Origin of the sequence: Microbacterium rhizomatis (genome assembly GCF_008710745.1) — a bacterium.
Classification (GTDB): domain Bacteria; phylum Actinomycetota; class Actinomycetes; order Actinomycetales; family Microbacteriaceae; genus Microbacterium; species Microbacterium rhizomatis.
Window position 1 is genome coordinate 1,622,597 of record NZ_VYSA01000001.1, and the last position, 26,050, is coordinate 1,648,646.

Annotated in this window: 25 protein-coding genes; 18 read left to right on the forward strand and 7 right to left on the reverse strand. The window is 68.7% G+C overall.

The window, feature by feature from the left end:
• Positions 1-63 precede the first annotated feature (63 nt).
• Positions 64-516, forward strand: coding sequence for a pyridoxamine 5'-phosphate oxidase family protein (locus F6B43_RS07495; RefSeq protein ID WP_150448175.1), 453 nt, complete (start codon positions 64-66; stop codon positions 514-516).
• Here the strand turns inward: F6B43_RS07495 and ppsA are convergent.
• From ppsA to F6B43_RS20005, 3 genes are read right to left on the reverse strand one after another with little or no spacing between them, the layout of a single operon-like run.
• Positions 483-2,906 (reverse strand): phosphoenolpyruvate synthase, encoded by a 2,424-nt coding sequence (ppsA, locus tag F6B43_RS07500; RefSeq protein WP_150448176.1) that lies wholly within the window; start codon positions 2,904-2,906, stop codon positions 483-485. The genes F6B43_RS07495 and ppsA overlap by 34 nt on opposite strands.
• Positions 2,907-2,920: 14 nt before the next feature.
• On the reverse strand, positions 2,921-3,970 hold the full coding sequence (locus tag F6B43_RS07505) for a zinc-binding alcohol dehydrogenase family protein (RefSeq protein WP_246159838.1): 1,050 nt from the start codon (positions 3,968-3,970) through the stop codon (positions 2,921-2,923).
• Positions 3,967-4,089, reverse strand: coding sequence for a hypothetical protein (locus F6B43_RS20005; protein WP_281349519.1), 123 nt, complete (start codon positions 4,087-4,089; stop codon positions 3,967-3,969). Before F6B43_RS20005 ends, F6B43_RS07505 begins: the two co-directional genes overlap by 4 nt.
• A 195-nt stretch (positions 4,090-4,284) precedes the next feature.
• On the opposite strand from F6B43_RS20005, the gene F6B43_RS19870 reads away from it, so the two are divergent.
• The 6 genes from F6B43_RS19870 to F6B43_RS07530 all read left to right on the forward strand — a co-directional run bounded on the left by F6B43_RS19870 (position 4,285) and on the right by F6B43_RS07530 (position 11,122).
• Positions 4,285-5,565: an HAD-IC family P-type ATPase gene (locus tag F6B43_RS19870; protein WP_246159839.1), complete on the forward strand. Its 1,281-nt coding sequence runs from the start codon at positions 4,285-4,287 to the stop codon at positions 5,563-5,565.
• Positions 5,528-6,952 carry an HAD-IC family P-type ATPase gene (locus F6B43_RS19875; RefSeq protein WP_246159877.1) on the forward strand — a complete coding sequence of 475 codons (1,425 nt, stop codon included), beginning with the start codon at positions 5,528-5,530 and terminating at the stop codon, positions 6,950-6,952. The genes F6B43_RS19870 and F6B43_RS19875 overlap by 38 nt, the downstream gene beginning before the upstream one ends.
• Before the next feature lie 96 nt (positions 6,953-7,048).
• Positions 7,049-7,879, forward strand: a complete 831-nt coding sequence (locus F6B43_RS07515; protein WP_150448177.1) for a universal stress protein — start codon at positions 7,049-7,051, stop codon at positions 7,877-7,879.
• A 181-nt stretch (positions 7,880-8,060) separates the two neighbouring features.
• A complete protein-coding gene (locus F6B43_RS07520; RefSeq protein ID WP_246159840.1) occupies positions 8,061-9,851 on the forward strand; it encodes a heavy metal translocating P-type ATPase in 1,791 nt (596 codons plus the stop codon).
• Between the two features lie 135 nt (positions 9,852-9,986).
• On the forward strand, positions 9,987-10,478 hold the full coding sequence (locus tag F6B43_RS07525; RefSeq protein WP_150448179.1) for a universal stress protein: 492 nt from the start codon (positions 9,987-9,989) through the stop codon (positions 10,476-10,478).
• Complete coding sequence (locus F6B43_RS07530) at positions 10,475-11,122, forward strand: pyridoxamine 5'-phosphate oxidase family protein (RefSeq protein ID WP_150448180.1); 648 nt, start codon at positions 10,475-10,477, stop codon at positions 11,120-11,122. The genes F6B43_RS07525 and F6B43_RS07530 overlap by 4 nt, the downstream gene beginning before the upstream one ends.
• A 103-nt stretch (positions 11,123-11,225) precedes the next feature.
• Here the strand turns inward: F6B43_RS07530 and F6B43_RS07535 are convergent, their stop codons facing one another.
• Together F6B43_RS07535 and F6B43_RS07540 are read right to left on the reverse strand one after the other, a co-directional pair.
• Positions 11,226-11,852, reverse strand: a complete 627-nt coding sequence (locus F6B43_RS07535) for a response regulator (protein ID WP_150448181.1) — start codon at positions 11,850-11,852, stop codon at positions 11,226-11,228.
• A complete protein-coding gene (locus F6B43_RS07540) occupies positions 11,849-13,033 on the reverse strand; it encodes a sensor histidine kinase (protein WP_150448182.1) in 1,185 nt (394 codons plus the stop codon). The genes F6B43_RS07535 and F6B43_RS07540 overlap by 4 nt, the downstream gene beginning before the upstream one ends.
• 165 nt (positions 13,034-13,198) lie before the next feature.
• On the opposite strand from F6B43_RS07540, the gene F6B43_RS07545 reads away from it, so the two are divergent.
• The 6 genes from F6B43_RS07545 (at position 13,199) to F6B43_RS07570 (ending at position 18,820) form a co-directional block, all read left to right on the forward strand.
• Positions 13,199-14,266 (forward strand): FtsX-like permease family protein, encoded by a 1,068-nt coding sequence (locus F6B43_RS07545; protein WP_150448183.1) that lies wholly within the window; start codon positions 13,199-13,201, stop codon positions 14,264-14,266.
• Positions 14,263-14,955, forward strand: a complete 693-nt coding sequence (locus F6B43_RS07550) for an ABC transporter ATP-binding protein (RefSeq protein WP_150448184.1) — start codon at positions 14,263-14,265, stop codon at positions 14,953-14,955. The genes F6B43_RS07545 and F6B43_RS07550 overlap by 4 nt, the downstream gene beginning before the upstream one ends.
• 102 nt (positions 14,956-15,057) lie before the next feature.
• Entirely contained in the window at positions 15,058-15,885 is an 828-nt protein-coding gene (locus F6B43_RS07555; protein WP_150448185.1) for a universal stress protein, read from the forward strand.
• Between the two features lie 56 nt (positions 15,886-15,941).
• Entirely contained in the window at positions 15,942-17,648 is a 1,707-nt protein-coding gene (locus F6B43_RS07560) for a GAF domain-containing sensor histidine kinase (protein WP_170285587.1), read from the forward strand.
• On the forward strand, positions 17,645-18,298 hold the full coding sequence (locus F6B43_RS07565; RefSeq protein WP_150448187.1) for a response regulator: 654 nt from the start codon (positions 17,645-17,647) through the stop codon (positions 18,296-18,298). Before F6B43_RS07560 ends, F6B43_RS07565 begins: the two co-directional genes overlap by 4 nt.
• 66 nt (positions 18,299-18,364) lie before the next feature.
• Complete coding sequence (locus F6B43_RS07570; protein ID WP_150448188.1) at positions 18,365-18,820, forward strand: pyridoxamine 5'-phosphate oxidase family protein; 456 nt, start codon at positions 18,365-18,367, stop codon at positions 18,818-18,820.
• Between the two features lie 42 nt (positions 18,821-18,862).
• On the opposite strand, the gene F6B43_RS07575 is transcribed toward F6B43_RS07570, so the two are convergent.
• Positions 18,863-19,531 (reverse strand): response regulator transcription factor, encoded by a 669-nt coding sequence (locus tag F6B43_RS07575; RefSeq protein WP_150448189.1) that lies wholly within the window; start codon positions 19,529-19,531, stop codon positions 18,863-18,865.
• Between the two features lie 134 nt (positions 19,532-19,665).
• Between F6B43_RS07575 and F6B43_RS07580 the strand changes: the two genes are divergently transcribed.
• The 5 genes from F6B43_RS07580 to F6B43_RS07600 all read left to right on the forward strand — a co-directional run bounded on the left by F6B43_RS07580 (position 19,666) and on the right by F6B43_RS07600 (position 25,027).
• On the forward strand, positions 19,666-19,953 hold the full coding sequence (locus tag F6B43_RS07580; RefSeq protein WP_150448190.1) for a GlsB/YeaQ/YmgE family stress response membrane protein: 288 nt from the start codon (positions 19,666-19,668) through the stop codon (positions 19,951-19,953).
• 171 nt (positions 19,954-20,124) lie between these two features.
• A complete protein-coding gene (locus F6B43_RS07585) occupies positions 20,125-20,385 on the forward strand; it encodes a DUF6458 family protein (protein WP_150448191.1) in 261 nt (86 codons plus the stop codon).
• An 80-nt stretch (positions 20,386-20,465) separates the two neighbouring features.
• Entirely contained in the window at positions 20,466-22,376 is a 1,911-nt protein-coding gene (locus F6B43_RS07590) for a potassium transporter Kup (protein ID WP_150448192.1), read from the forward strand.
• A 159-nt stretch (positions 22,377-22,535) separates the two neighbouring features.
• Positions 22,536-23,999 (forward strand): HNH endonuclease signature motif containing protein, encoded by a 1,464-nt coding sequence (locus F6B43_RS07595; protein WP_246159841.1) that lies wholly within the window; start codon positions 22,536-22,538, stop codon positions 23,997-23,999.
• Positions 24,000-24,073: 74 nt separating this feature from the next.
• The gene (locus F6B43_RS07600) at positions 24,074-25,027 is read left to right on the forward strand and encodes an LLM class flavin-dependent oxidoreductase (protein WP_150448194.1); all 954 of its coding nucleotides are present in this window, start codon (positions 24,074-24,076) and stop codon (positions 25,025-25,027) included.
• A gap of 59 nt (positions 25,028-25,086) precedes the next feature.
• Here F6B43_RS07600 and F6B43_RS07605 read toward each other — a convergent pair whose 3' ends face one another.
• Positions 25,087-25,956, reverse strand: coding sequence for a hypothetical protein (locus F6B43_RS07605; protein ID WP_211368056.1), 870 nt, complete (start codon positions 25,954-25,956; stop codon positions 25,087-25,089).
• Positions 25,957-26,050: the final 94 nt, after the last annotated feature.

Consider the following 26,050-nt stretch of genomic DNA (forward strand, 5'->3'; position numbering starts at 1 on the left):
TCTCCCACTCTCCGGCGGGTCGAGACTCTTCTTCGTGCAGTGGCGCACCGAAGGAGGAACACCATGGATTCAACGCCTCGCCCGTTCGTCTGGACGCTCGATGAAGACGAGTGCTGGAATCTCCTTTCGCGCGGAGAGGTGGGGCGGCTCGCGGTGGCCGTGGACGGAAAGCCCGATATCTTCCCGGTGAACTACGTCGTCGACGGGCCGCACGTGCTGTTCCGAACCGCGCCCGGCTCGAAGCTCGCGAACCTCGGAGTGAACCCCGCGGTCGCCTTCGAGGTCGAGGAGAACGACGGGACCTTCGCGGCCAGCGTCGTCCTGAGAGGGCATGCCCGGCGTCTTCAGCTGCAGCACGAGATCGACGCAGCGGATGCTCTGCCGCTCACGTCGTGGATCCCGACGCTCAAGTACCGGTGGGTGAGGATCACCCCCGTCTCGCTGACCGGCCGGCGCTTCGAGCGCGGCCCGGAGCCCGAGCGCTACGTCACCTCGAGCAGGCCCGCTCCCGCGTGACCGTTCTCGGCCTCGGTGGCCGGCTCGGCGAGCCGCATCCAGGTGGTGATCAGTGCGTCTGCGTTCAGCGAGATCGAGTCGATTCCGCGCGCGAGCAGCCAGCGGGCAAGATCGGGGTGATCGGACGGGCCCTGCCCGCAGATCCCCACGTACTTGCCTCGCCGTACGCACGCCCGTATCGCGCGATCGATGAGGTCGAGGACGGCAGGGTCGCGCTCGTCGAAGGCGCCCGCGACGAGCGCGGACTCGCGATCGACACCCAGCGTCAGCTGGGTCAGGTCGTTCGAGCCGATCGAGAACCCGTCGAAATGATCGAGGAACGCATCCGCGAGCAGCGCGTTGGAGGGGATCTCGCACATCATCACGATCTCGAGGCCGTTCTGGCCGCGCCGTAGGCCGTTGCGCGCGAGCAGATCGAGCGTCGCCGTGGCCTCGCCCACCGTGCGCACGAAGGGCACCATCACTTTGATGTTGGTGAACCCCATGTCGTCGCGGACGAATCGCAGCGCGTCGCATTCCATCCTGAAGCACTCCGCGAATGCCTCGGTCGTGTACCGCGCGGCACCGCGCCACCCGAGCATCGGGTTCTCCTCGTGCGGCTCGTATCCGGCTCCCCCGAGCAGGTCGATGTACTCGTTGGACTTGAAGTCGCTCATGCGGACGATGACCGGACGCGGCGCGAACGCCGCGGCGATCGTCGAGACGCCCTCCGCCAGTTTGCGCACGAAGAAGTCTCTGGGACTCGCGTAGGCGGCTGTTCTGAGCAGGACCGCGGACCTCAGAGGATCCGAAAGGCTGTCGACATCGAGAAGCGCCTGCGGGTGGATGCCGATCTCACGGCTCACGATGAACTCGATCCGCGCCAGCCCCACGCCCGCGCTGGGCATGCGCGCGACGCTGAAGGCCTGGTCGGGCGCGCCGACGTTGAGCATCAGATCCACCCCGATCTCGGGCATCCGATCTATCGCGGTCTCGTCGATCGCGAACTCGAGGGCTCCCCGGTAGACGAGCCCCTCATCGCCCTCCGCGCATGCGACGGTGACCGATTCACCGTTCTTCAGGTCGCGTGTGGCGGTCGTCGTGCCGACCACGGCGGGGATGCCCAGCTCGCGGGCGATGATCGCCGCATGACAAGTCCGGCCGCCGCTGTCGGTGACGATCGCGGACGCCATCCTCATGATGGGTTCCCAGTCAGGATCCGTGCGCTCCGCAACAAGCACCTCGCCCGCCCGGAAGTCCGCCATCTTCGACGGATCGCTGAGCACACGCACGGTTCCGCTGCCGATGCGCTCGCCGACCGCTCGCCCGCGCGCGAGCACATCGCCGCGCTCTTCCAGCCGGTAGCGCGTCACGACGTTGTCGGACGACGCGCGCGATGCGACGGTCTCCGGTCGGGCCTGCACGATGTAGAGCAGTGCGTTCCCCCCATCCAATGCCCACTCGATGTCCATGGGTCGCCCGTAGTGCGACTCGATGACGAGGGCACTGCGCGCCAGCTCCTCGACGTGGGCATCGGTCAGGCTGAAGCGAGCACCCTCGGATGCCGGAACCTCTTCCAACGCGGTGGTCGCACCCGACGGGCTCATGGCCGCGAACCGGAGCGCTGTGCTCTTCGTCCCCAGCTTCCGCCGCAGGATCGCCGGCCGCCCAGCCCGCAGGCAGGGCTTCGAGACGTAGAACTCGTCGGGATTCGTCGTTCCCTGCACGATCGTCTCACCGAGCCCGTACACGCTGGTGACCAGCACGACCCCGTCGAAACCCGTCTCGGTGTCGAGGGTGAACATCACTCCCGATGACCCGATGTCGGAGCGGACCATGCGCTGTACACCCGCCGAGATCGCGACATGATCCGCGCTCATCCCCTGCTCTGCGCGATAGACGATCGCCCGGTCGGTGTACAGCGACGCGAAGACGTCCTTCACTGCGCGGACGACGTCGTCGGCACCTGAGATGTGCAGGAAGGTCTCCTGCTGTCCCGCGAACGACGCATCAGGCAGGTCTTCCGCCGTCGCCGACGACCTGACCGCCCAGGTGACCTGGTCGGGGTGGTCCTCTCGCGCCAGCAGCTCCTCACAGGCGTCCCGGATGTCTCGGACGAGGTCATCCGCGAGGCCCTGGGCCTCGATCCACCCACGCACCCGCGCGCCCGTGGTCGCGAGCCGGGTGACGTCGGAGACGTCCAGGGCGGCAACGGCGGCATCGATCCGGGCGCCGAGGCCGTCCTGCTCGAGGAACGCACGGAACGCCGTGGCCGTCGTCGCGAAACCATCGGGGACCCGGACGCCTCGGCCCGCGAGCTGCGAGACCATCTCGCCGAGCGATGCGTTCTTGCCTCCGACTTCGGGTAGATCCGACATGCGGATATCGCGGAACCTGAGAACGTTACTCATGGGGGACTCCTTGATCACTTCGGCCCGATCGCGACGACGAGTGAGCCCGCGGAACGGCCGGCTCTGAGGTCCTCGAGCGCGTCGGCGGCGTGTTCGAACGAATAGGTCGTGGTGGATGCGGCGATGCCGAGCGCTGCGGCGACGCGGAGGAATTCGGCCCCGTCTGCCCGCGTGTTCGCGGTGACCGTGCGCAGGTCGCGTTCATGGAAGAGGTTGTGCGCGTACGACATCGCGGGTATGTCGCTCATGTGGATGCCGGCCAGCACGACGGTTCCGCCCCGGACCGTCGCCTGGAGCGCAAGCGGGACGAGCTCACCCGCAGGAGCGAAGACGATCGCGCTGTCCAAGACGACGGGGGGCCGATCGGCCGCCTCTCCCACGAAGGATGCCCCTGCGCGGCGCGCCAGCTCGCGGTTGCGTTCCCCCCGCGTCATCACGAACACGTCCGCGCCTTGCGCCATGGCGACTTGGGCGGTGAGGTGAGCGCTCGAGCCGTATCCGTAGATGCCGAGCCGTCCTGCCACCGGCAGGTGCGCACGGGTCAGTGCGCGGTATCCGATGATCCCCGCGCACAGCAACGGCGCGACGGCCACAGGGTCGGCATCGGCGGGGAGCACGTACGCGAATGCTTCTGCGACGGTCGCGTACTCCGCGAACCCGCCGTGCGCATCCCACCCGGTGTACTCCGACGATGGGCACAGATTCTCCTGCCCGGCCCGGCACCAGCGACACGTGCCGCACGTGTGTCGAAGCCACGCGATACCCACCCGGTCCCCGATCCGCAGTTCGCGCACCGCCCGCCCTGTCTCTGCGACGATCCCCACCACCTGATGGCCAGGGGTGACGCGATCCAGATGGACGGGGAGTTCCCGGTCGACCACATGCAGGTCCGTGCGGCAGGCTCCACAGGCCTCGACCCGCACCAGCACCTCGTCGTCCAAAGGTGTGGGAACGGGCCGTTCGATGAGCTCCATCACGCCGGGGACGGATGCTGTCGCCCACGCGCGCATCATCCCCCTGTCGGTATCGCGCGCTCCCGTGAGCGACGCCGCCACCGGGATCATGGGGTGGCCGGCTTCGCCGCGACGAGCTCCGAGATGTCGATCGGCTGGGTCGGAGGAAGCGCGAGATCGGACGGGAGGACGACGGGCGGTTCGAGCGAAGTGGTGGTGACGGCGGCCATTGCGATGCTCCTGCTTCCTCGCCGGGGTCCGGCTGTCCGGATGTTCAGCTCGATCCTTCAGTCCCCCGCATCCCGTGCGCAGGGCCGAAGGTCCCGCGCCCCGCCGAGGGTCGAAGGTCCTGACGGCGGGCGGAGACCTCCGGCTAGGAAGGACGAGACGGCTCGGATGCGCCAGAAGCGAAGCGACGGGGGGCGATGGACGACCGGATGCTGGCAGCGGCGGGTACGCCCGCCGCCGACGCGCTGCGGACGGCCGCAACGCAGGACATCGACACCGTGCTTGCGACGGTGCGATCCCACGCGAATGGCCTCACTTCCGGCGAGGCGGCGGCCCGCCTCGCCGAGACCGGCGCGAACGTGCTGCGCGTCCACCGCGCACGGCCGTGGCCGGTGCTCGGCCGGCAGCTGAAGAGTCCGATCCTCATCCTGCTGTTCGTCACCGCCGGGGTGTCGCTGTTCCTCGGCGAATCGGCGAACGCGATCATCATCGGCGTCATCCTGGTGGCGAGCGTCGGGCTCGGCTTCGTCAATGAGTTCCGGGCGGAGCGTGCCGCGGACGCGCTGCACGACCAGCTTCGTCACACGGCGGTGGTGGTGCGCGACGGGATCCCCTCCGACGTGGACGTGAGCGAGATCGTCGCAGGCGACATCGTTCACCTCTCCGTAGGCGAAGTGATCCCGGCGGACATGCGGTTGCTCTCGGCCCGCAATCTGTCGTGCGACGAGGGGATCGTGACCGGCGAATCCTTCCCGGCGGCCAAGTCGATGGCACCGGCCGAGGCCGACCCCGAGATCGGCGCCCTGACCTCCTGCGTACTGATGGGGACCGTCGTGCAGTCCGGGAGCGGGGCAGCGGTCGTGATGGCGACCGGTGCCGACACCGAGTTCGGCAAGATCGCAATCGGGCTGTCCGCGCAGCAGCCGCAGACCGAGTTCCAGCGCGGGCTCGGGAGGTTCTCCGTGCTTCTTCTCGAAGTCGCCCTGATCCTCTGCACTGCGATCTTCGTCGCCAACGTCCTGTTGCAGCGTCCGGTGCTGGACTCCCTGCTCTTCTCCCTGGCCATCGCTGTCGGCATCACTCCGCAGCTGCTCCCCGCGATCGTCAGCGCGAGCCTGGCCACGGGGTCGCGGGAACTCGCCGAGCGCCGCGTGCTGGTCAAGCGACTCGTGTGCATCGAAGACCTGGGAGACATGGACATCCTCGTCACCGACAAGACCGGCACCCTCACGGAGGGTCGCATCAGCTTCACCACGGCGCTGCCGGTGGGCCCGGCCGCCGCGGCGGATCGTGTGCTCCTGCTCGGCCTCCTCTCCACCGAGACCGATTATCAGAATGACCGAGACCGATTATCAGAATGCGCCCGAAAAGGTCACCGGCCTGAACGCGCTGGACGCGGCCCTCTGGCGCGCCGCGCGAGCGCCGGCAGTCCACCCCGACCTGTATCGGCGAATCGACATCGTGCCGTTCGACCATGAGAGGCGCAGGACGACCGCCCTGGTCGACACGCCGGACAACGCACGCCTCCTGGTCACCAAGGGCGCGCCGGAGGACGTCCTGGCAGCCTGTTCGGACGTCTCGGACGCCGCTCGGGAGATGCTCGCCGCGGAGTACGCGACGGGCGCCCGAATCGTCGCCGTTGCGACCAAGCCCGCCACCGGCGTGCAGCGTCTGGCGCCCAGCGACGAAGAGGGCATGACGCTGGCGGGCTTCCTCGTCTTCCTCGACCGTCCCAAGGCCGATGCCCGCGCCTCACTCGCCCGGCTCGCCCAGCTGGGCGTCGCCGTGAAGGTCGCCACCGGCGACAACGCCGCTGTCGCCGAGAAGGTCTTCGCAGACCTCGGCGTCACCTCCGGAGGGACCCTCACCGGAACGGACATCAGCGCGCTGAGTGACGACGAGCTGCGCGAGCGGAGCGTTGGAGCGTCCATCTTCGCGCGCGTCTCTCCCGAGCAGAAGGCGCGGATCATCCGCATTCTCCGTCAGAAAGGGCGCTCCGTCGGATTCCTCGGGGACGGGGTCAATGACGCGCTCGCCCTTCACCAGGCCGACATCGGGATCTCCGTGGAATCCGCCGCGGACGTGGCAAAAGACGCCGCCGACGTCCTCCTCCTGGACAAGGATCTGGGCGTACTCGCCGACGGGGTCACCGAAGGGCGGCGCATCTTCGCGAACACGATCAAGTACGTGCTGATGGGCACGTCGAGCAACTTCGGGAACATGTTCAGCGCGTCCGTCGCCTCGGTGATCCTCCCGTTCCTCCCGATGCTGCCCGGCCAGATCCTGCTGAACAATCTGCTCTACGACACCGGGCAGCTCGCCATCCCCGGTGATCACGTCGACCCGGAGCAGCTGGAAAGGCCGTCGCACTGGGACATCGGCTACATCCGTCGCTTCATGCTGCTCTTCGGACCGATCAGCTCGCTCTTCGACTTCGCCACCTTCGGGCTGATGCTGTTCGTGTTCCATGCCGTCGAGGGGGAGTTCCAGGCCGGATGGTTCATCGAATCCATCGCGACCCAGACCCTCATCATCTTCGCGATCCGCACACGGCGCGTGCCGTTCTTCCGCAGCCGGCCGTCCGTCGGACTCATTCTCGCGTCGCTGTGGGTCGTCGCACTCGGGGTCTGGTTGCCCTACTCCCCCGCCTCCGGGTTCCTCGGCTTCGAGCCGCTCCCCGCGCCCTTCTTCCTGGCTCTTGTCGGCATGGTCGTCGTCTATCTGGTCTGCGTGGAGGGTGCCAAGACGTGGTTCTTCCGCACTCTCGCGCCGCGGGCGCCGGCGGCGCCGCGGCGCACGCGCGGCTACCCGCACCGGGTACACCGCCGCTCGTCGCGCTTCGCCGAGCGCACCACCCCTGGCTGAACCCCAGGACCTTCGGCCCTGTTCGGCGACGACCGCACCCGCCTAGCGTCGAAGCGTCCGAGAGCGCGCAGCGCGCCGGTAGGGAAGGGGCAGGACATGGAAGCGATCGTGCTGGGATTCGACGGGTCGGAGGCTTCGTTCGCCGCCCTGGACTGGGTCGCCCAGCGCGCGGCGCGGAAGGCCTGCCGGGTAGAGATCGTGAGGATCGACCCCGGCGTCGTCGTGTTCGACGAGACCGACGAGTTCGCGTTCGACGAGGCGGAACGGCGAATCCTGGATGCCGCGCCGGACGCGGAGGTGGACTCGCACACCGTGATCGGATCGATGCCCGACACCCTCGTGGCGGCCTCGCACGGCGCGGACCTTCTCGTCATCGGTGCGCACCAGCATCGGCCGGTGCGCACCGCGCTCACCGGCTGGCGACCGTTGCGCACGGTGGCGCAGGCCGCCGTGCCGACCGTCGTGGTCCCCGACGATGCGAAGCTGACGGACGGCTACGTGCTGGTCGGGGTGGACGACGACGACTCGTCCGCTGAAGCGCTCATGTTCGCGGCACACGAGGCGGTCGCCGCGGGAGTGGACCTCGCGGTCCTTCACGCGTGGCAGATGCCCGTGCCCGACCGGGATGGCGCGATGTCGCTGGTGGTGTCTCCGACCGAGACCAAAGCCGCGCATCGCCGCATTCTCGAGGACGCGTGCGCGCGACTGCACGAAGCGCACCCCGACCTCATCCTCCAGAAGTTCCTCGTCCAGAACAATCCGACGGCTGCACTCCTCGGCCTCGCCCCGCCCGCATCCCTTCTCGTGGTGGGAACCCATCATCGCGGAGTGCTGGCGGGCGGTTTCCTGGGTTCCGTCGCGCAAGACACCCTGCCCGCGGCGCCGATTCCGGTGTGCGTGGTGCCCGCACTGAGAGACTCGGAATGAGCACCCGGACAGCGTGAGAGGTTCGCGAGCGAGGGCGGGAGCATCCCCGCCGACCGCGTCCGGGGCGTCATCGCTCGAGGGTCCCCCCGCGTCGTCGCGTGCACGCACCGCAGACGGTCGCGCCGGCGGTGTCGGTGGGTGGATGAGCCGTGGTGTGGGGCTCGTCCGACGCTTCCCATGGGTGGCGGCGACACTCGTCGTGGGCTTCGCCGCCCTGCTGCTGACCCTCTCGCCGTGGAGCCCCGCCGGTCAGTGGCTGCTCGTCGCCTATGTCGTCCTCATGGCCGCCAGATCTGCGTGGGCGATGGTTCATGACCTCGTCAAGGGATCGTTCGGCGTCGACGTCATCGCGGTGACCGCGATCGCCGCCGCCGTGCTGGTCGGCGAAGAGTGGGCCGCGCTCGTGATCGTGCTCATGCTGACGACGGGCGAGGCGCTGGAGGCGTACGCCGCTGCGCGCGCGCGACGCGACCTGTCTGCGCTGCTGGCCCGCAATCCGCAGACGGCTCTGCGCATCCAGCCCAGTGGCGACATCGAGCCCGTGGCCGTCGCGGCACTCTCACCGGGAGATCGGATACTCGTACGCGCCGACGAGATGATTCCCGTCGACGGGACCCTGCTGGACTCGCCCGGTGTGCTGGACGAGTCCTCGCTCACGGGCGAGAGCCTGCCGGTCGAGAAGGAACCCGGTGACGAAGTCCTCAGCGGTGCGATGAACGGACGGACCGCGATCACCCTCCTCGTGGTCCGCCGCGCCGACCAGAGTCAGTATCAGCAGATCGTCGCGCTCGTCGAGGACGCCGCGGCGACCAAGGCCCCGATCGTGCGCCTCGCCGATCGCTTCGCACTGCCGTTCGCGATCGCCGCGTACGTCATCGCGGGCGCGGCGTGGTGGATGTCGGGTGATCCCGCTCGCTTCGCGGAAGTGCTGGTGGTCGCCACGCCGTGTCCGCTGATCATCGCCGCGCCCGTCGCCTTCATCGCCGGGATGAGCCGCGCGGCACGGCATGGAATCATCATCCGGACGAGCGCGACGCTCGAAGAGCTCCATCGCGTGCGCACGTTCGCCTTCGACAAGACGGGAACGCTCACGAAAGGCACGCCGGCCCTCGTGGGCGTGCAGCCGGCCGCACCCTTCACGGAAGACACCGTGCTGGGACTGGCCGCGGCTGTGGAGGCGAATTCGTCACACGCCCTCGCCGCCTCGACCGTCGCAGGCGCACGGGAGCGGGGCTTGATCCTCACCCCTGCCACGAACGCGAGCGAGACCACCGCGAGCGGCATCACCGGAACCGTCGGGGGTGCACGAGTCTCGGTCGGGAAGCGCGACTACGTCGCTGAGCACGTCGAGTCCGGCATCCCGGATCTCCGTCCTCGACCCGGTGAGATGGCGACCTACGTGGCCGTCGACGGCCGCTTCGCCGGGATGCTCGTGTTCGAGGACCGCGTCAGGGACGAAGCGCGAGCCACCCTCGACCGGCTGCGATCCTCCGGCGTGCGCACGGTCGTCATGCTCACCGGCGATACCTCGCCGACCGCCGAGCACATCGCCGCCGACCTCGACATCCGTGACGTGCACGCGAACTGCCTCCCGGCCGACAAGGTCTCCATCGTTCAGCACATCGCCGGCAGACCGGTGGCCATGGTGGGCGATGGAGTCAACGACGCGCCCGTTCTCGCCGCCGCCGACATCGGGATCGCCATGGGTGCGCGAGGAGCAACGGCGGCGAGCGAGGCCGCCGGTGCCGTGATCCTGCGCGACGACCTGAGCTGCGTCGCGGATGCGGTCCAGATCGCTCAGCGTACGATCCGCATCGGCCTCGAGAGCATCTGGATCGGAATCGCGCTCAGCCTCGCCCTCATGGGAGTCGCCGCGTTCGGGCTGGTGCCCGCTCTCCTCGGCGCGTGGTTGCAGGAGGGAGTCGACGTGATCGCGATCGTCTGGGCTCTCCGTGCCACCCGCGAACGTTGAGCGCCCCACCGCTGCCGGCGGCGCACGGGCGATGGGACCTACGGCCCTATGACGGGGAGCTGCGTCAGCGGAAGGTGGATGCAGGCACGAGCTGCTGGCACCGCACGGACGACAGCACAGAATCGGAGATCGATCATGGACAACGCCTCCGCCGTGAAGCCGATCGTCGTCGGCGTCGACGGTTCGCCCGGTTCCATCGACGCGCTGAGGAAAGCCGCAGAGCTCGCCCGAGCCCTCCAGCTGCCCCTCCGAGCCGTCACCGCCTGGCAGTTCCCGGTGACGTACGACGGAAGCCTCACCGAGACGTGGGTGCCGGAGACGGCGGCCCGAGAGCTGCTGGACTCCGCCATCGAGAGCGCCTTCGACCACGAGCCGCCCCTCGCCCTCACGACGGCCACCGTCGCAGGCCCGAGCGCGAGGTCGCTGATCACGGAGAGCGAGCACGCGTCGATGCTGGTGGTCGGAAGCCGGGGAAGGGGCGGATTCGTCGGCCTGCTGCTGGGCTCGGTGAGCACGTCCTGCGCCCAGCACGCGCACTGCCCCGTGCTGATCATGCGCCCGGTCGACGAGCCCGGCGCGGCCGCCGCCTCCGGGACAGCCCACGACCACGTCGGGGCCGTGTCGTGAACGAGACCCCCGCGTCACCGCACTCCGCCGTCCCGACGGGGCGACCCATCGGCGCCTCGGCGACCGATCCGAATCCTTACCTCGCGATGAGCATCCCGCCTCCGCCCAGCGCAGCCGAGTCCGGCGTCGAGGAACTGACGGTGGACCAGTGCTGGCAGATGCTTCAGAGCGAAGACCTGGGCAGGGTCGCCATCGACAACATCGACGGAACGCCTGACCTGTTCCCGGTCAACTACCTCGTGCGTGACGAGAAGCTGTACTTCCGTTCGGCGCCGGGTCGAAAACTCCGCAGCATCGCACAGAATCCCGAAGTCGCTTTCGAAGTGGACGGGAGGGTCGCGGGCATTCGCTGGAGCGTGGTGGTGCGCGGGACCGCGGAGCGGATGAACGTGGATGCCGAGATCACCGAGGCGGGAGTCCTCGACCTCGTGTCAGCCAGCCCCACGCGCAAGTTCAACTTCATCCGGCTCACCCCCGGCTCCGTCAGCGGGCGACGATTTCGCGTGCCGCCCCGACCTCGCGGCTCGAGCGCGGAGGCGGGTGCCATCGCGTCCGTCTCGGAAACGGGCCACCGCGGGGTCGAGCCCACGGGCTCGCGCAGCACGAAACCGCTCCCCATCCCGCACATCTCCCCGAGACCGTGACCGCTCGCGTCCGCGTATGAGCCATCGCCTCCGGACCGCCCGCAGAGTACTGCGGGCGGTCCGTGACGCGTGACTCGGCGGCATCGGGCCACCGCATCCCCTCCTAGCGGAGGATCCCCTGCCGACGCGCGGCCGAGACCGCGGCGGTGCGCGAGTTGACGTTGAGCTTGGAGAAGATGTGCGCCAGGTGCGACTTCACGGTCGTCTCGCTCACGAAGAGCTCCCCCGCGACGTCGACGTTCGATCGGCCCGCTGCAACGAGCTCGAGGACCTGGATCTCGCGGCTGCTGAGGCTGACCTGCGGAGCGCGCAGCCGGCCCAGAAGCCGGGACGCGATCACGGGAGCCAGGGCGCTCTCGCCGCCCGCAGCGGCGCGGACGGCGGCGACGAGCTCGTGCGGCGGGGCGTCCTTCAGCAGGTACCCGCTGGCGCCGGCCTCGACCGCGCCGAGGATGTCGGCGTCGGAGTCGTAGTTCGTCAGGACGAGAACGTAAGGAGGTGCGTCGAGCGAGCGGATGCGCCGCGTCGCGTCCACTCCGGTCGCCGCGTGAGCGGCTCCGAACTGCAGGTCCATCAGCACCACGTCCGGATTCTCGCGCTGGGCGAGTGCGACGGCGTCGTCGGGTGTGCCGGCTTCGGCGACGACCTCGAAGTCCTCCTCCGTGCTGAACAGGGCGATGAGGCCGGCGCGGACGATGGGGTGGTCGTCGGCGATCACGAGCCGGATCATGCAGGCTCCGGCAGTCGGAGGTCGACGGCCAGCGTCGTCCCCTGACCGGGCGCGGCATCGATGGCGAGCGTTCCACCGAGCTGCTCGACGCGCTCCGAGGTGGCTCGCAGACCGAAGGAGTCCGATCTGTCGCCCATCTCCTGCAGGGCGACCCGGGGGTCGAACCCGGTGCCGTCGTCGGAGACGGTCAACCGGAGCTGGTCGTCGACGATCGCGATCTCGATCGTGGCGGCGGTGGCGTGGGCGTGCTGGATGACGTTCGCGATCGCTCCCTGCGCGATGCGCAGCAGGGCCGTCTGCAGGTGCATCGGCAGGGTGATCGTGTCGGAGACGCGCACCTGCACGTCGAGCCCCCGCGTGGCCCACTGCGTGCGAGCGAGCCGGCGAAGCGCGCCGCCGAGGGTCTGGTCATCGAGCTGCGGAGGGGTGAGTTCACGGATGAACCGCCGCGCCTCGGCGAGGTTGGCCGCCGCAGTCTCGCGGGCGAGCCGGATGTGCTCGATTCCGGGACGGCCGGGGTCGGCGCGCTCGGCGGCGTGCAGGAGCATCTGGATGCTGGAGAGGCCCTGAGCGAGCGTGTCGTGGATCTCGCGGGCCAACCTCGCGCGCTCTGCGAGGACTCCGGACTCGTGCTCGGTCGCGGCCAGAAGCCCCTGTGTCGCCAGGAGTTCTGCCACCAGCGCCTCTCGCTGCCGGGCCTCGCGGGCGAGGGACTGGTAGCCGAGTCCGATGAGGAGCGCGACGCCGGCGCCGACGAGCGGGCCGACGACGCCGCCCACCGTCCATCCGCTGTGGAGACCGAGCGCACAGATGGCGACGACCGTCGACACCAGGACGGCGAGCGAGCCCCACCCCCGACCGAGGAGATGCAGGTAGAGGAAGAAGAGCGGAAAGACGAGGTAAGCGGCATCCGGGCTCACCCACACCAGGACGACCCACTCGATCGTCAGGAGCGCGAGCCACACGAACGACAGCGGGCCACGGGCCCGGGCGGGCCGGGCGAGCACAGCCCCGAGCGCGTAGGTGACGACGAGGAGCACCGTCATGACGATCACGGTGACGCTCGCATCCGTCGGAGCCACGAGTGCGCGAACGACGACCAGCACGCTGAGGCCGACGAACAGCGCATGCAAGCCGGTACGCAGACCCACGAAAACCGGGGTCAATGCGGTGTGCGCCATGGGCTGAACTTTACGCGCCGCCCCGACCGCGGTCATCGTACGAAAGGACGATCGGCCGCTCCACCATCAGGTCGGGGAACGGTGCCCGGGTGGCCGATGACGCGCACTCGGCCGAGAGCGAGAGTGGAGTGGTCGCCGCATCCGGCGGCAGGAAAGGCACGCACCATGTTCGTCGCATTGCGCGATCTCCGCTTCGCTCGAGGCCGGTTCATCCTCATCGGCTCGGTCGTCGCCCTCATCACCGTCCTGGTCGGATTCCTGAGCGGACTGACCGGAGGGCTCGCCACTCAGAACATCTCCGCGGTGCTCGCGCTCCCCGGCGACCGCATCGTGTTCGCGGCTCCGACCGGCGGCGGCACAGTCAGCTTCTCCGATTCCACGATCACAGAGCAGCAGGCGACCGATTGGGCGGAGACGGCGGGCGTCACCGCGGTTGCGCCCGTGGGGATCAGCCAGACCCGGGCCGAGGCGGGCGACACCCGCGCGGCCATCGCCGTCTTCGGCGTGCGCCCGGGATTCGACGCCACCGCCCCGTCGCAAGACGGCCGGCTCGGACTGTCCGAGCCCGCAGCGGCCGCCCTCGGCGTCACCACCGGGGATGCTGTCACGATCGCGGGCACGGTCTACACCGTCGAGTCCGTCGGCGGCGACAGCTGGTACAGCCACACCCCGGTCGTGCAGATGACCCTTCACGACTGGCAGGCTTCCTCGACCGCCACCGGCAATCTCGGCGCGTACGCCACGGTCCTCGCCGTGAGCGGGAGCCCCGACTGGGGTGCGGCGGACGCCGCGAACGCCACGGTGTCCGAGACGATCATCGGATCGCTGACGGCGTTGAGCGCATTCCGCTCCGAGATCGGCTCGCTTCTGCTCATGGTCGCGATGCTGTTCGGCATCTCCGGACTCGTGATCGGCGCGTTCTTCACCGTCTGGACCATGCAGCGCAAAGGCGACATCGCCGTCCTCAAGGCCCTCGGCGCCAGTACGGCATCCCTCGTCCGAGACGCGCTCGGCCAGGCCCTGATCGTGCTGGCCGCGGGTATCGGAATCGGCTTGGGGCTCGTCGCCGTGTTCGGCGCGCTCGCCGGCGCCGCGCTGCCGTTCCTGCTCAGTCCGCTCACCACCGTCCTTCCGGGTGTGATCATGATCGCCCTCGGCCTTGCCGGGGCCGCGTTCGCACTCCGCTCCGTCACCTCCGCCGACCCTCTCACCGCCCTCGGGAGCAACCGATGATCCGACTCGACCACATCACCCTGACCTTCCCGGACGGAGACGGCCGTGTCACGGCCGTCGACGACGTCTCACTGACCGCCCACCCGGGGACGGTCACCGGTATCACCGGGCCCAGTGGATCGGGCAAATCGAGCCTCCTCGCCGTCGCCGCCACCCTGATCCGGCCCGATTCGGGTCAGATCCGCATCGACGACGTCGACGCCGGCGGGCTGGACGCCGCTGACGCGACCGAGCTGCGCCGCGACAAGATCGGGATCGTGTTCCAGCAGTCGAACCTGATCCCCTCGCTCACCGCTCGCGAGCAGCTGACCGTCATGAACGAGCTCGGCGCTCGGCACAGTCGTCGCACCCGGAGCGCTGCTGTCGCGAGGGCGGACGTGCTTCTGGACGCCGTCGGGCTCGCAGACCACGCACAGAAGCGACCGCACCAGCTCTCAGGCGGTCAACGCCAGCGCATCAACATCGCCCGCGCCCTCATGAACGACCCGAGCGTGCTCCTCATCGACGAACCCACGAGCGCCCTCGATCAGGAACGAGGGGCGAGCATCATCGACCTCATCCTGCGACTGACCGGCGAACTCGACACGTCGACCCTGCTCGTGACCCACGACCTCGTCCACCTGCCCCGCATGCACGGCGTCGTCCACCTCGTCGATGGGCGACTCGTGGATGCTCTCGCCACCGCGTGATCGCAGGCTCGGACGGGTCGAGGGACTTTCGCCTCTGTGGCGTTCCCTGCGCCCGACCTACCGTCGACACGGAAGTCGGTGCGTGGCGTGGAGGAGGATCCGATGGAGACCATCGTGGTGGGAGTCGACGGGTCCAAGCCGTCGATGGTGGCGGTGGACTGGGTCGCGGAGCGGGTCGCGGGCACCACCCGTCGGGTCGATCTCGTGCGGGTGGATTCTCCTCTGGTCGTCGCGGAAGTGATCGAGGACATCGCCTTCGCCGAAGCGGAAGCGCGCCTGAGGGACATCGCACCGAACACCGAGGTCGAGTCCACCATCGTGCCGGGCCGGATGCCCGAAGCGCTGCTGCGGGCAGCGAGGGATGCGGACCTGCTCGTCATCGGCGAGCATCGACGCCGGCCGGTCCGCGCAGCGATTCACGGATGGCTGCCGCTCAGAGTGGCAGCCCAATCGGAGAAGCCGGTCGTGGTCGTTCCCGACGATTGGACCGCCGCGGACGGCACGATCGTGGTCGGGGTGGATGACGACGACTCATCGGACGCGGCCATCGCCTTCGCGGCGCGGGAGGCCGACACCGCTGATGCGGAACTGCACCTGGTGCATGCGTGGCAGATGCCCACGCCCGAGATGAGCGGTTCGGTCGCGATCCTGGCGTCGCCGATCGAGGAGCAGGCCCGTCACCGCGTGATCCTGGAGGACGCGTGCACGTCGGTCGCACGAACGCATCCCCGCCTGCGGATCGTTCGGACTCTGGTACGGGACAGCCCCGCCGCGGCGATAGCGGGGACCGCTCGCGATGCATCGCTCGTCGTGGTGGGAACGCACCATCGCGGGGTGCTTGCCGGAGGATTCTTCGGATCTGTGGGGCAGAGCCTTCTGGTCGACTCCGCAACCCCGGTCTGCGTCGTGCCGACCCCGCCCCCGGTATGACCGGCACCTGTTACCTCGGAGAGACATGGCTAGACTCGCCGCGACAGGGGACGGCCATGACCGAGAGCACTCATTCGTCAAAGGATGCCCCCGGCGCCGCGGGACGCGACGCCGGCGAACGCGAGACCGCGGAGGCGGGACGGCGCCTGCAGGATCTGGTGCATGCGAGCACCACCGTCATCGAGCGACTCGACCTCGAGGTCGTTCTCCGACGCATCGTGGAAGCGGGAATGAGGCTGGTGGGCGCCCGCTACGGCGCGCTCGGCGTCATCAGTCCGGAGGGCGGTCTCGAGCGGTTCATCCACGTCGGAGTAGATCGTGCACTGGCCGAACGGATCGGCCACCTCCCCGAGGGCCGGGGTCTGCTGGGAGCGGTCATCACCGATCGACAGCCGATCCGGCTGGACCATCTCGCGGGTGATCCCCGGTTCGCGGGCTTTCCGGCCCACCACCCGCCGATGGAGTCCTTCCTGGGAGTGCCCGTCCGGGTCCGTGACGCGATCTACGGCAACCTCTACCTGGCGGACAGCGAGAACGGCACGTTCAGCGACGGCGATCAGACCCTCGTCGTCGCCCTGGCGGCCACGGCGGGCATCGCCATCGAAAACGCCCGGCTGTACGACCAGGCCAAGAGGCGAGAGCTCTGGAGCGCCACCATCGCCGATGTGATGGCCGCGATGCTCGACGTCCAGGGCGCGAACGTCCTCGACGTGATCGCCGAGCGTGTCGCCGCGCTCATCGACGCCGACTTGGTCGCGGTGACGGTCCCCCACGGAGAGGGCGAGTTGAAGATCACCACCGTGCACGGTCGCGGCGCCGAGGCCCTCAGAGGCATGATGTATCCGCTGGGCGACACTCTCGCCGGTCGAGCGCTGGCGGAGCGCAAGGCGGTCAGCATCCGCGCTCAACCCGCCGGCGCCGTCCTCGACTCGCAGCCGAGCCTCGGGCCCACGGTCGCGATCCCCTTGATCGCCGGCGACGAGGCGTTCGGCGTGCTGTCGATCTCGCGGAGAGCCGATGGACCCGGATTCACCGCGACCGACCTCGACATGGCCTTCGCCTTCGCGGCGCAGGCGAGCGTCGCGATGGAGGTCGTCCGCGCGCGCGAACAACGACGTCGCGCCGACACTGCCGCCGACCGCGCTCGGATCGCGCGTGACCTCCACGATCACGTGATCCAGAAGCTCTTCGGAGCTGGGCTCGCGCTGCAGGCTGCGACCGGGACGGCGGACGCGGCCACCGCGTCGACCATCGACGAACAGATCGACACGATCGATGCCGCGATCCGGGATATCCGGACGATCATCTTCGCTCTCAGCGACAGCGAACGGACCGGGTCCAAACGCGTCCGCGACAGGTTGCTGGATGTTGTCGCTGAGGTCACAGGAAGCTGGAGCACTCCCCCGCGCATCTCGTTCGCGGGACCACTGGACAGCCTCGTGTCCGCGCCGCTCGCCGACGATCTGGTCGGGGTGCTCCGCGAACTGCTCACGAACGTGTGGAAGCACGCCCATGCGAGCAGCACCGAGATCGTCGTGGTCGCGGAGGACGATGAGGTCAGCCTCGTCGTCTCGGACAACGGCCTGGGGATCACCGACCCTCAGCGGCGCAGCGGGCTTTCGAATCTGAGCGCTCGGGCATCCGCACGCGGAGGTGAGTTCACGATCGTGTCGGCACCGGCAAGCGGCACGAGGGTCTCGTGGTCCGCACCGATCGACCACAGTCCAGGACCGATCGACCGAGACAGCGAGGCCCTCCCATGATCAGCGTGTTCCTCGTCGACGACCACGAGATCGTGCGCCGCGGGATCGCGCAGCTCATCGACGCCGAGCCCGACCTCGAAGTGGTCGGCGAAGCCGGTACGGTGCACGAGGCGGCGCGGCGCATCGACGCCACCCTTCCCGACGTCGCCGTGCTGGATGTCAGACTCCCCGACGGGAACGGGATCGACCTCTGCCGCGAGGTCAGGTCGCAGCATCCCGAGATCTTCTGCCTGATCCTCACCGGTTACGACGACGACCAGGCCCTCAGATCGGCCGTGCTCGCCGGAGCGAGCGGATACGTGCTGAAGGATGTGCGCAGCCGCGCGCTGGTCGATGCCATCCGCAGTGCGGCCACAGGTCGCAGCATCCAGGCACCCGCCGTCATGGCGCGGGCCGCGCGAGACCTCGAACCCGCGTCCGACGGGAGCCTTTCCGGCGCGCCGGCTCTCTCTCTGCGAGAGACGCAGGTGCTTCGCCTCATCGCCGAGGGCCTGACCAATCGAGAGATCGGCGGTCGCCTCGGGCTGGCCGAGAAGACGGTGAAGAACTATGTGAGCGGGCTGCTGGCCAAGCTGGGCATGGAGAGGCGCACGCAGGCCGCCGTGTACGGCGCGGAGCACAGGACGCAGGTTCCTCGCGAATTCTCCTGACGGGACCTTCGACCCGTGCGCACGCCCCCTCCCGGAGGGAGACTCCTTCCGCGGGAAGGAAGCGAGATGAACACCCAGACCCTTACGGACGGCGCGGACAGCCCGGTCGAGCGCCTCGGCGCCGACGCCTGCTGGCAGCTGCTCGAGAACTCTCCGCTCGGGCGCCTGGTGACGGTGGTGCGCGGCGAGATCGACGTGTTCCCGGTCAACTTCGTCGTCCGCGATCGCACTCTGTACTTCCGCACCGCTCCCGGATCCAAGCTCCTCGAGCTGGTCGTGAACCCCCGCGTCGCGTTCGAAGTGGATCGATACGACGAGGAATCCGCCGCCAGCGTGGTCGTGAAGGGAATCGCCGAACGCCTCGAGCTGCAGAGCGAGATCGACGACGCCGACACGCTGCCGCTCACGCCGTGGATCCCCACGCTCAAATACCGCTGGGTCCGCGTCACTCCCACCGACGTGACGGGGCGCCGATTCAACCGTGCGCCCGAACCCGACCGCTACGCCGTCATCGAGCCCTGACCGCGCAGACGCGCCGCCCGATGCCGCCGTCGTCCGGCGACCTCAGGGCCCGCCGAGCCAGTGGTCGATCCGGTGGGTGTCCGGCGCGAATCCGTGGTCGATCCCGTAGAGCACCGCCTGGGTGCGGCTCGACACGCCGATCTTCCGGTACACGGATCGGATGTACGACTTCACCGTGTTGGGACTCAGATAGGTGAGGCGCGCGACATCGGCGTTGCTCTTGCCCTGCGTGATGAGCGCGAGGATCTCGGACTCGCGGTCGGTGATCCCCTCCAGGCGACCCGGCCACTCCAACCCCGCGGCGCTCGGCGCTCGCCTGCGCTGCTGGCTGATCACCGTCTCACCCGCGTGGACGGCCTCGATCGCGCTCACCAGTTCCGGCGCGGTCAAGGTCTTCGAGAGGTAACCGTGGACCCCCTGTCGTCGAGCGTGATCGACGAGATCGGGGTGGAAATTCCAGGTGTAGACCACAACGCGCCGAGCTCGGGGGTTCGCGACGAGACCCGCGATCTCGACATCATCGGATTCGGGTTGGGCGAACGAGTCGTAGAGCACGACATCGACGTGATCGTCGATGGGCATGTTCGCATCGATCTCCGCAACCACGACGCGGTCGCGGTAGTCGTCGAACATGTGCGCCAATCCCGTCAGCACGACGTCGTAGTCGTCGATGAGGGCGACGGTGACCGGGCGCGTCCGAGTGATGGGCATGCTTCACCTTTACACCCCCAGGGGTGTGCCGATACCCCCGCAGGGGTGGTTGAGTCGATCCGTTGCCTCATCCGATCGGCTGTCACGAACCCGCCGATCGGCATCCCCTGGTGACCAGACAGAAGGAGAAAACCATGCTCGGTCTCATCATCAGCATCATCATCGTCGGCCTCATCGCGGGATTCATCGCCCGCGCCGTCATTCCCGGCAAGCAGGACATGAGCATCCTCATGACGATCGTGCTCGGCATCGTCGGATCTTTCGTCGGCGGATTCCTCGGCTTCCTGCTGTTCCAGCATGACGCGATGGACGGATTCTTCCAGCCCGCCGGCATCATCGGATCGATCATCGGGGCCATCATCGTGCTGCTCGTGTACGGCCTCGTGCGCGGACGCGGCGGCGCCGCCCGCCGCCGGTCCTGATCCTTCCGAGGCGGCCGCGCGCGATGGTCGCGCGCGGCGGTCCAGGTTCGAAGACCGTCGCAGCCATACCACGCACCACGACGTGCGTCCACGGGGTGCGACCCGATCGGGGTTGACCATATCGTGACTCCGCGGGTCGCAGCCGTTGCGGCACGGAAAGGAACGACGCTCATGGGTATTGGAAGCGGCATCGCGCTCGTCGTGATCGGAGCGATCCTGGTGTTCGCGATCAACATCGACACCGGCGGCTTCGTCGACCTCGATCTGATCGGCTACATCCTCATGGGCGCCGGCGCCCTCGTGTTCCTCATCAGCCTCGTTCTCCTGACACGTCGTCGGCAGACCGAGTCGCTCACGCGCTCGGCGGTCGATCCCGCCACCGGTGAGCGGATCACCCGCCAGAGCGTCAGCGACAACGACCCCATCGCCTGACCACCGCCGCGCAGGGGCCGCCCAGGCGCCGCCCTGCGCGCTGAGCACCGCGGCGGCATCCGCGGCCCCATACTGTGGGAATGGCTGCTCCCGGTACACGAAGATTCGCCAAGACACTCCTCGTGGTCGGCGCGCTGGGCGTCGTCTTCGGCGACATCGGGACCAGTCCGATCTACACGATCCAGACGGTCTTCAATCCCGCAGATCCGCACCCCGTGCCGATGTCTCCGGACAACGTGTACGGCATCGCATCCCTCATCTTCTGGTCCGTCACGCTCATCGTGACGATCGCGTACGTCGGGCTGATCCTGCGGGCAGACAACGAGGGCGAGGGCGGAATCATGGCGCTGCTCACGCTCGTCGGGAAGAAGACTCTCGCGGGCAGTCGCCGCACGAAGTCGATCCTGGTCGCGCTCGGGATCTTCGGAGCATCCCTCTTCTTCGGCGACAGCATGATCACGCCGGCCATCTCGGTGCTCTCCGCCGTCGAAGGGCTCAGGGTCGCCGCTCCCCCGCTCGCCGACTTCGTCATCCCGATCACGATCGTGATCATCGTCGTCCTCTTCTCCTTCCAGCGTTTCGGCACGGCTGCCGTCGCCCGGCTGTTCGGGCCCGTCATGGTCGCCTGGTTCCTTGCGATCGGGGTGTTCGGCATCCTCGGCATCGCTCGCGAGCCGGAGATCCTCCGGGCGCTCCTGCCGACGTATGCCATCGCGTTCGCCGTCTCGAACCCCTCCGTCGCCTTCTTCGCGCTGGCCGCGGTGGTCCTGGCGATCACCGGCGCAGAGGCGCTGTTCGCCGACCTCGGCCACTTCGGCCGCGTTCCGATTGCACGCGCCTGGCTGATCCTCGTCTTCCCCACGTGCGTGCTGAGCTACTTCGGCCAGTCCGCGTTGATCCTGAACGATCCGGCTGCGGTCGCCAGCCCGTTCTTCCTCCTCATTCCCGGCCCGTTGCAGCTCCCGATGGTGATCCTCGCCACGGCTGCCACGGTGATCGCGTCACAGGCCGTGATCACGGGCGCATTCTCTGTCGCGCGTCAGGCCGTGCAGCTCGGGTACCTTCCCCGCCTGCGCATCGAGCACACCTCGGCTCGGACGATCGGCCAGATCTACGTGCCCCTGGTCAACTGGATCCTGCTGATCGCCGTGATCGTGCTGGTGCTCTCGTTCCGCGAGTCGTCCGCACTCGCATACGCGTTCGGGATGGCGGTGACAGGCACGATCATCATCACGACGACCCTGTTCCTGTACTACGTGCGCGAATCGTGGCGCGCACCCCTCTGGCTCGTGCTCGTCGGCGGAGGGATCCTCCTGACGGTCGAGGGGCTGTTCTTCGCCGCGAACCTCACCAAGATCACCCATGGCGCGTGGCTGCCGCTGGCGATCGCCGTCGTCACCTACCTCATCTTGATGACGTGGTACCGCGGACGGCAGCTCGTCACCATCCGGCGGGAACGCGAGGAGGGCTCGCTCGCCGAGTTCCTCGACCACCTCCACGACCGCACCCTTCCTGTCGTGCGCGTGCCCGGCACCGCCGTCTACCTCAACCGGGGCACGCAGACCACGCCCCTGGCGATGCAGTCCACGGTGCGGCACCTGGGTTCGCTGCACCAGAACGTGATCATCCTGTCGATCGAGACGGCCCAGACCCCGACCGTCCCGCCCGAGGATCGCATCACGACCGACGCGCTGAAGCACACCGACGACGGGATCATCCTCGTGCGCGCGAAGTTCGGGTACATGGAGCGCCCGGATGTACCGCAGACGCTCGGGATGCTGGACCCCGAGGGTCTCGAGATCCCGATCGAGCTCGACGAGGCGTCGTACTTCCTCTCCACGATCGACCTGCACCGAGGAAAGGCCCCCGGGCTCGCACGATGGCGCAAGCCCTTGTTCATCGCGACGTCGCGCGGGGCCGCCGATGCCGCCCAGTACTTCGACCTGCCTCCCGACCGCACGATCCTGATGGGTTCGCGCGTCGAGATCTGAGCACGTCGGGGGCTCGCCGTGGCGGGTGGGATGCCGGGCATGGTCGCATCGGCTCCTCCCCAGCGCTGGACCCGACCGCGACCTGTCCACATCCCCTCGTATGAAGAGACGAATGTCCGACGCCTCGAGCACAATGTATATATGAATATTCTCACGACCATGCGAGAGCGAATCGACGCCCTCGCTGCGTGGGATGAACTCGATGTCGACGCCGCGGCTCTGCCATCTCAGGCGGTGCGGCTCAGCGATGCGTCGGTCATAGACGCTCTTGCCGAGGTGACGGCCCTGGCCAATCACGCGGGCCGTTTGCAGGCGGTGCTCGCGGGCGTTGCATCGCAGCGCTCCCGCCGGGAGGACGGTCATGCAGGGCTTGCCGCAGTGCGCGGGCACGCGAGCCCCGCATCGCTGATCCAATCGATCACGGGTGGCACCAAGGCAGAGGCAACCCGCCAGGTGCGGGTGGGTGTCTCGCTTCTCGAGTGCGTCGGGGCGCCGCATCCGGGCGGCGGTCTCGCAGACGATCGCGCGCCAGCCCCGCCACCGTGGCATGACTCGTTGCGCGCCGCGCTGCTGTCGGGTGTGCTCACATCGGCGCAGCACGACGCGATCCGCGGCGGTCTCGGTGAACCCGCCGTCGACGACGACACCCGTGACGCAGACGCCGTGCGCGATGCGTGGACGCTGGCGTCGCGGGGCCTCATCGACGAGGCCTCGGCGATGCCGGTGGAAGAACTGGCCAAGCGCGCACGGACGATGCGTGATCTGCTCGATCCGACGGGGGCCGAATCGAGGTTCGCCCGACGATACGAGAGCCGGTCGTATCGGCGCTGGATCGACGCGGACGGTCAGCGCCACGCCCGCATCGCCTACGACGACGAGATGGGGCTCTGGGTGGATGCGATGCTCGCCGCCGCGCTGCGTCCCCGCCGCGGCGGGCCGAGGTTCGTCACGGCCGACGAGCGGGCAGCGGCGGAGAAGCTGCAGGACGATCCGCGCACGAATGATCAGCTCGCATACGACCTGCTCATGGACGTCCTGCGCGCAGGGTCACTCGCGACAGCGCCCGATGTCTACGGTGCGCGGCAACCGGGCGTGCGGGTCATCACCGTCGACGGCATCACAGGGCCGCGCGACCCCCTCGGAAGGCTTCTGGGCATGGGACACGCCGAAGACGGCGGCGACGCCCTGCCCGGGTCTGTGATCGATAGGAATGTCTGCGTCGCAGGCACCGTCCGGGTCGCCGTCGACCCGCACGGCAACCCGCTCGATGTCGGGCGGGAGCAGCGGCTGTTCACACCGCGACAGCGCCTCGCTCTTGCCGCCCGCGACGGGGGCTGCCGCTGGCCGAGCTGCACGCGTCCGGCCTCGTACTGCGAAGCCCATCATTGCGACCCGTACAGCGAAGGGGGCGCGACTGACATCGATCGAGGAATACTGCTCTGCCGGCATCACCACATGGCGTTGCACAACCAGGGGGCCCGAATCACGCGCGACGGCCTGGGGGAATTCCTGATCCACCCGCCGGGCGGGGGTGCACCGTCGGCGATGCCGACCAAGGCGGCATGGAAGTGGGCATGGGATCCACCACCACCACCCGATCGAAGGCGATGGAGGGCTGGGTGAGGTGCCCTCGGCCGCGAGCCGACGGGCCGGTGGCGCGGTCGCGGCGACCAGGCCAGGCCGCGTAGCGTGACGGCATGAGACATGGAATCGTGATCCTTCCACAGGAGGATTGGCCCGCTGCAGCGCGACGCTGGCGCGGTGCGGAAGCATACGGCTTCGACCACGCCTGGTCGTACGACCACCTCTCATGGCGGAGTCTTGCCGATCAGAGATGGCATGCCACGGTGCCGGCGATGACGGCTGCTGCGGTCATGACGGAGCGGATCGGGCTCGGATTCTTCGTCGCGAGCCCGAACTTCCGGCATCCCGTACCCTTCGCGAAAGAACTCGCGACGCTCGACGACATCTCGGGCGGACGACTGCTGGTCGGCGTCGGATCGGGGGGAACAGGCTTCGACGCATTCGTGCTCGGGCAGCCCGAGCTCTCGGCCCGAGAGCGCCACGCGCGCTTCATCGAGTTCGCCGATGCGCTCGACGTGCTTCTGCGGTTCGAGCAGCCGGGGTCCGGCGGCATCTCGTTCTCGGGTCAGTGGTACACCGCGCACGACGCACGCATGGTCGGCACGCCCACGAGAGCACCCCGCATGCCCCTGCTGATCGCGGGCAACGGACCCCAGACGATCCGCTACGCCGCGACCCGCGGAGAGGGCTGGGTGACGACCGGCCCCGACGCGGCCGACCGCGAGGAATGGTGGTCTGGTGTCGCGAAGCTGGCGGCGCGATTCGAGGAAGAGCACCGGGCATCGGGGAGGCAGGATGGTGTCGCCCGCGTCCTCTCCCTCGACAACGAGTCGTTCTACTCGCTGCAGAGCGCGGCCGCGTTCGAAGATTCGGTGGCCCGTGCCGAAACGCTCGGTTTCACCGATGTGGTGGCGCACTGGCCGCGGAAGAACGGGCTCTACGCGGGGGACGAATCTGTGCTCGATCAGGTCGCCGCGTCATTCGAGCCCGCGTCATTCGAGCCCGCGGCATCCGACCCCGCGGCATTCGAGCCCGCGGCATCCGAGCCCGCGGCCTCGGAGGGCTGAAGCGCCGCGCGGCGCGGGCACCGTGACCGGTGACCGCGCCGCGCAGGCCTGCCTGGGGGTCAGGGCAGCGGAGTCGGGTTCTGCGGGTCTGGGGGAACCGGCAGCGAACCCTGGATACGATTCTGGGCCTGGCACTGGCTGGTGCAGTTCGTCGCGCCGGCCGAGAGCTCGATCGCGTCCTCGCCGAGGACGCCGCCGAGGCGTCCGCCCGGCTGCACGATCCACTTCGTCACGGTCGCGGTCTGCAGGGTCTTGGTCGCCACCTGCGGGCTGTCCTTGCCGAGGAGCATCTGGTGATAGCCGCTCGCGCTCTGCGCTGCGGTGACCGCGTCGATCCCGTTGCCGAAGTTGATCTTCCCCGTGAACGCGTTCTGGAAGTAGAAGATGCCCGGCGCGAGCGTGTGCGTGAACTCGACGGGCCCGGCGAACTCGGTCTCCATCTGGAAGATTCCGCCCTGCGCGCCGTCCTTCGCCTGGATCTTGTACTTGCCCAGCGCCGTCTGGAAGATGATGACGGCCGAGTCGTCCTTCACCTCGAGGCTCTCGATCGTCGCACCCGCCAGCTGAGCGGGCGTGAGCGTCGGCACCTTCGACGCGAAGATGACGGTCGGCGAAGTGACCATGCGCTGCGGGTCCGGCGCACCGGTCAGCGTGTAGTCGTAGACCCCGAGAGTGGCGACGTCGATGTCGAAGCCGACATGGATGCCCCGCACGGCCACACGGCCCGATGGTGCGACGTTCGAAAGCTTGAGGTCTTTGCCCTGAGCCGGGTTATAGGTCGTGCCGTTGACGGTCACGGCGAAGTCGCCGCCGGTCACGGATGTCTTGGCCTGGGCGGGCGCGGCGATCGCGAGCGAGCCGGCCACCACGACGGCGGTGGCGATGACCGCGGTGCGGAGCACAGCGAGCGGTGTGCGGGAGAGCGACATGGATGCCTTTCACGGGGGAGGACGCCCGGGGACCCGAGGCGTATCTCCACCCTCCGCGAACCCCGGGTCACCGGGCAATCGGCCGATGGTCGTA

Bases quoted from the DNA above. Each gene is read 5' to 3' on its own strand.
- F6B43_RS07505 (WP_246159838.1), bottom strand. From the start codon at position 3,970: ATGATCCCGGTGGCGGCGTCGCTCACGGGAGCGCGCGATACCGACAGG.
- F6B43_RS07575 (WP_150448189.1), bottom strand. From the start codon at position 19,531: ATGCCCATCACTCGGACGCGCCCGGTCACCGTCGCCCTCATCGACGAC.
- F6B43_RS07605 (WP_211368056.1), bottom strand. From the start codon at position 25,956: ATGTCGCTCTCCCGCACACCGCTCGCTGTGCTCCGCACCGCGGTCATC.
- F6B43_RS07535 (WP_150448181.1), bottom strand. From the start codon at position 11,852: ATGATCCGGCTCGTGATCGCCGACGACCACCCCATCGTCCGCGCCGGC.
- F6B43_RS07595 (WP_246159841.1), top strand. From the start codon at position 22,536: ATGCGAGAGCGAATCGACGCCCTCGCTGCGTGGGATGAACTCGATGTC.
- F6B43_RS07590 (WP_150448192.1), top strand. From the start codon at position 20,466: ATGGCTGCTCCCGGTACACGAAGATTCGCCAAGACACTCCTCGTGGTC.
- F6B43_RS07495 (WP_150448175.1), top strand. From the start codon at position 64: ATGGATTCAACGCCTCGCCCGTTCGTCTGGACGCTCGATGAAGACGAG.
- F6B43_RS07555 (WP_150448185.1), top strand. From the start codon at position 15,058: ATGGAGACCATCGTGGTGGGAGTCGACGGGTCCAAGCCGTCGATGGTG.
- F6B43_RS07545 (WP_150448183.1), top strand. From the start codon at position 13,199: ATGTTCGTCGCATTGCGCGATCTCCGCTTCGCTCGAGGCCGGTTCATC.
- ppsA (WP_150448176.1), bottom strand. From the start codon at position 2,906: ATGAGTAACGTTCTCAGGTTCCGCGATATCCGCATGTCGGATCTACCC.
- F6B43_RS07580 (WP_150448190.1), top strand. From the start codon at position 19,666: ATGCTCGGTCTCATCATCAGCATCATCATCGTCGGCCTCATCGCGGGA.
- F6B43_RS07585 (WP_150448191.1), top strand. From the start codon at position 20,125: ATGGGTATTGGAAGCGGCATCGCGCTCGTCGTGATCGGAGCGATCCTG.
- F6B43_RS07540 (WP_150448182.1), bottom strand. From the start codon at position 13,033: ATGGCGCACACCGCATTGACCCCGGTTTTCGTGGGTCTGCGTACCGGC.
- F6B43_RS07560 (WP_170285587.1), top strand. From the start codon at position 15,942: ATGACCGAGAGCACTCATTCGTCAAAGGATGCCCCCGGCGCCGCGGGA.
- F6B43_RS07600 (WP_150448194.1), top strand. From the start codon at position 24,074: ATGAGACATGGAATCGTGATCCTTCCACAGGAGGATTGGCCCGCTGCA.
- F6B43_RS20005 (WP_281349519.1), bottom strand. From the start codon at position 4,089: ATGGCCGCCGTCACCACCACTTCGCTCGAACCGCCCGTCGTCCTCCCG.
- F6B43_RS07570 (WP_150448188.1), top strand. From the start codon at position 18,365: ATGAACACCCAGACCCTTACGGACGGCGCGGACAGCCCGGTCGAGCGC.
- F6B43_RS07565 (WP_150448187.1), top strand. From the start codon at position 17,645: ATGATCAGCGTGTTCCTCGTCGACGACCACGAGATCGTGCGCCGCGGG.
- F6B43_RS07515 (WP_150448177.1), top strand. From the start codon at position 7,049: ATGGAAGCGATCGTGCTGGGATTCGACGGGTCGGAGGCTTCGTTCGCC.
- F6B43_RS19870 (WP_246159839.1), top strand. From the start codon at position 4,285: ATGGACGACCGGATGCTGGCAGCGGCGGGTACGCCCGCCGCCGACGCG.
- F6B43_RS07550 (WP_150448184.1), top strand. From the start codon at position 14,263: ATGATCCGACTCGACCACATCACCCTGACCTTCCCGGACGGAGACGGC.
- F6B43_RS07525 (WP_150448179.1), top strand. From the start codon at position 9,987: ATGGACAACGCCTCCGCCGTGAAGCCGATCGTCGTCGGCGTCGACGGT.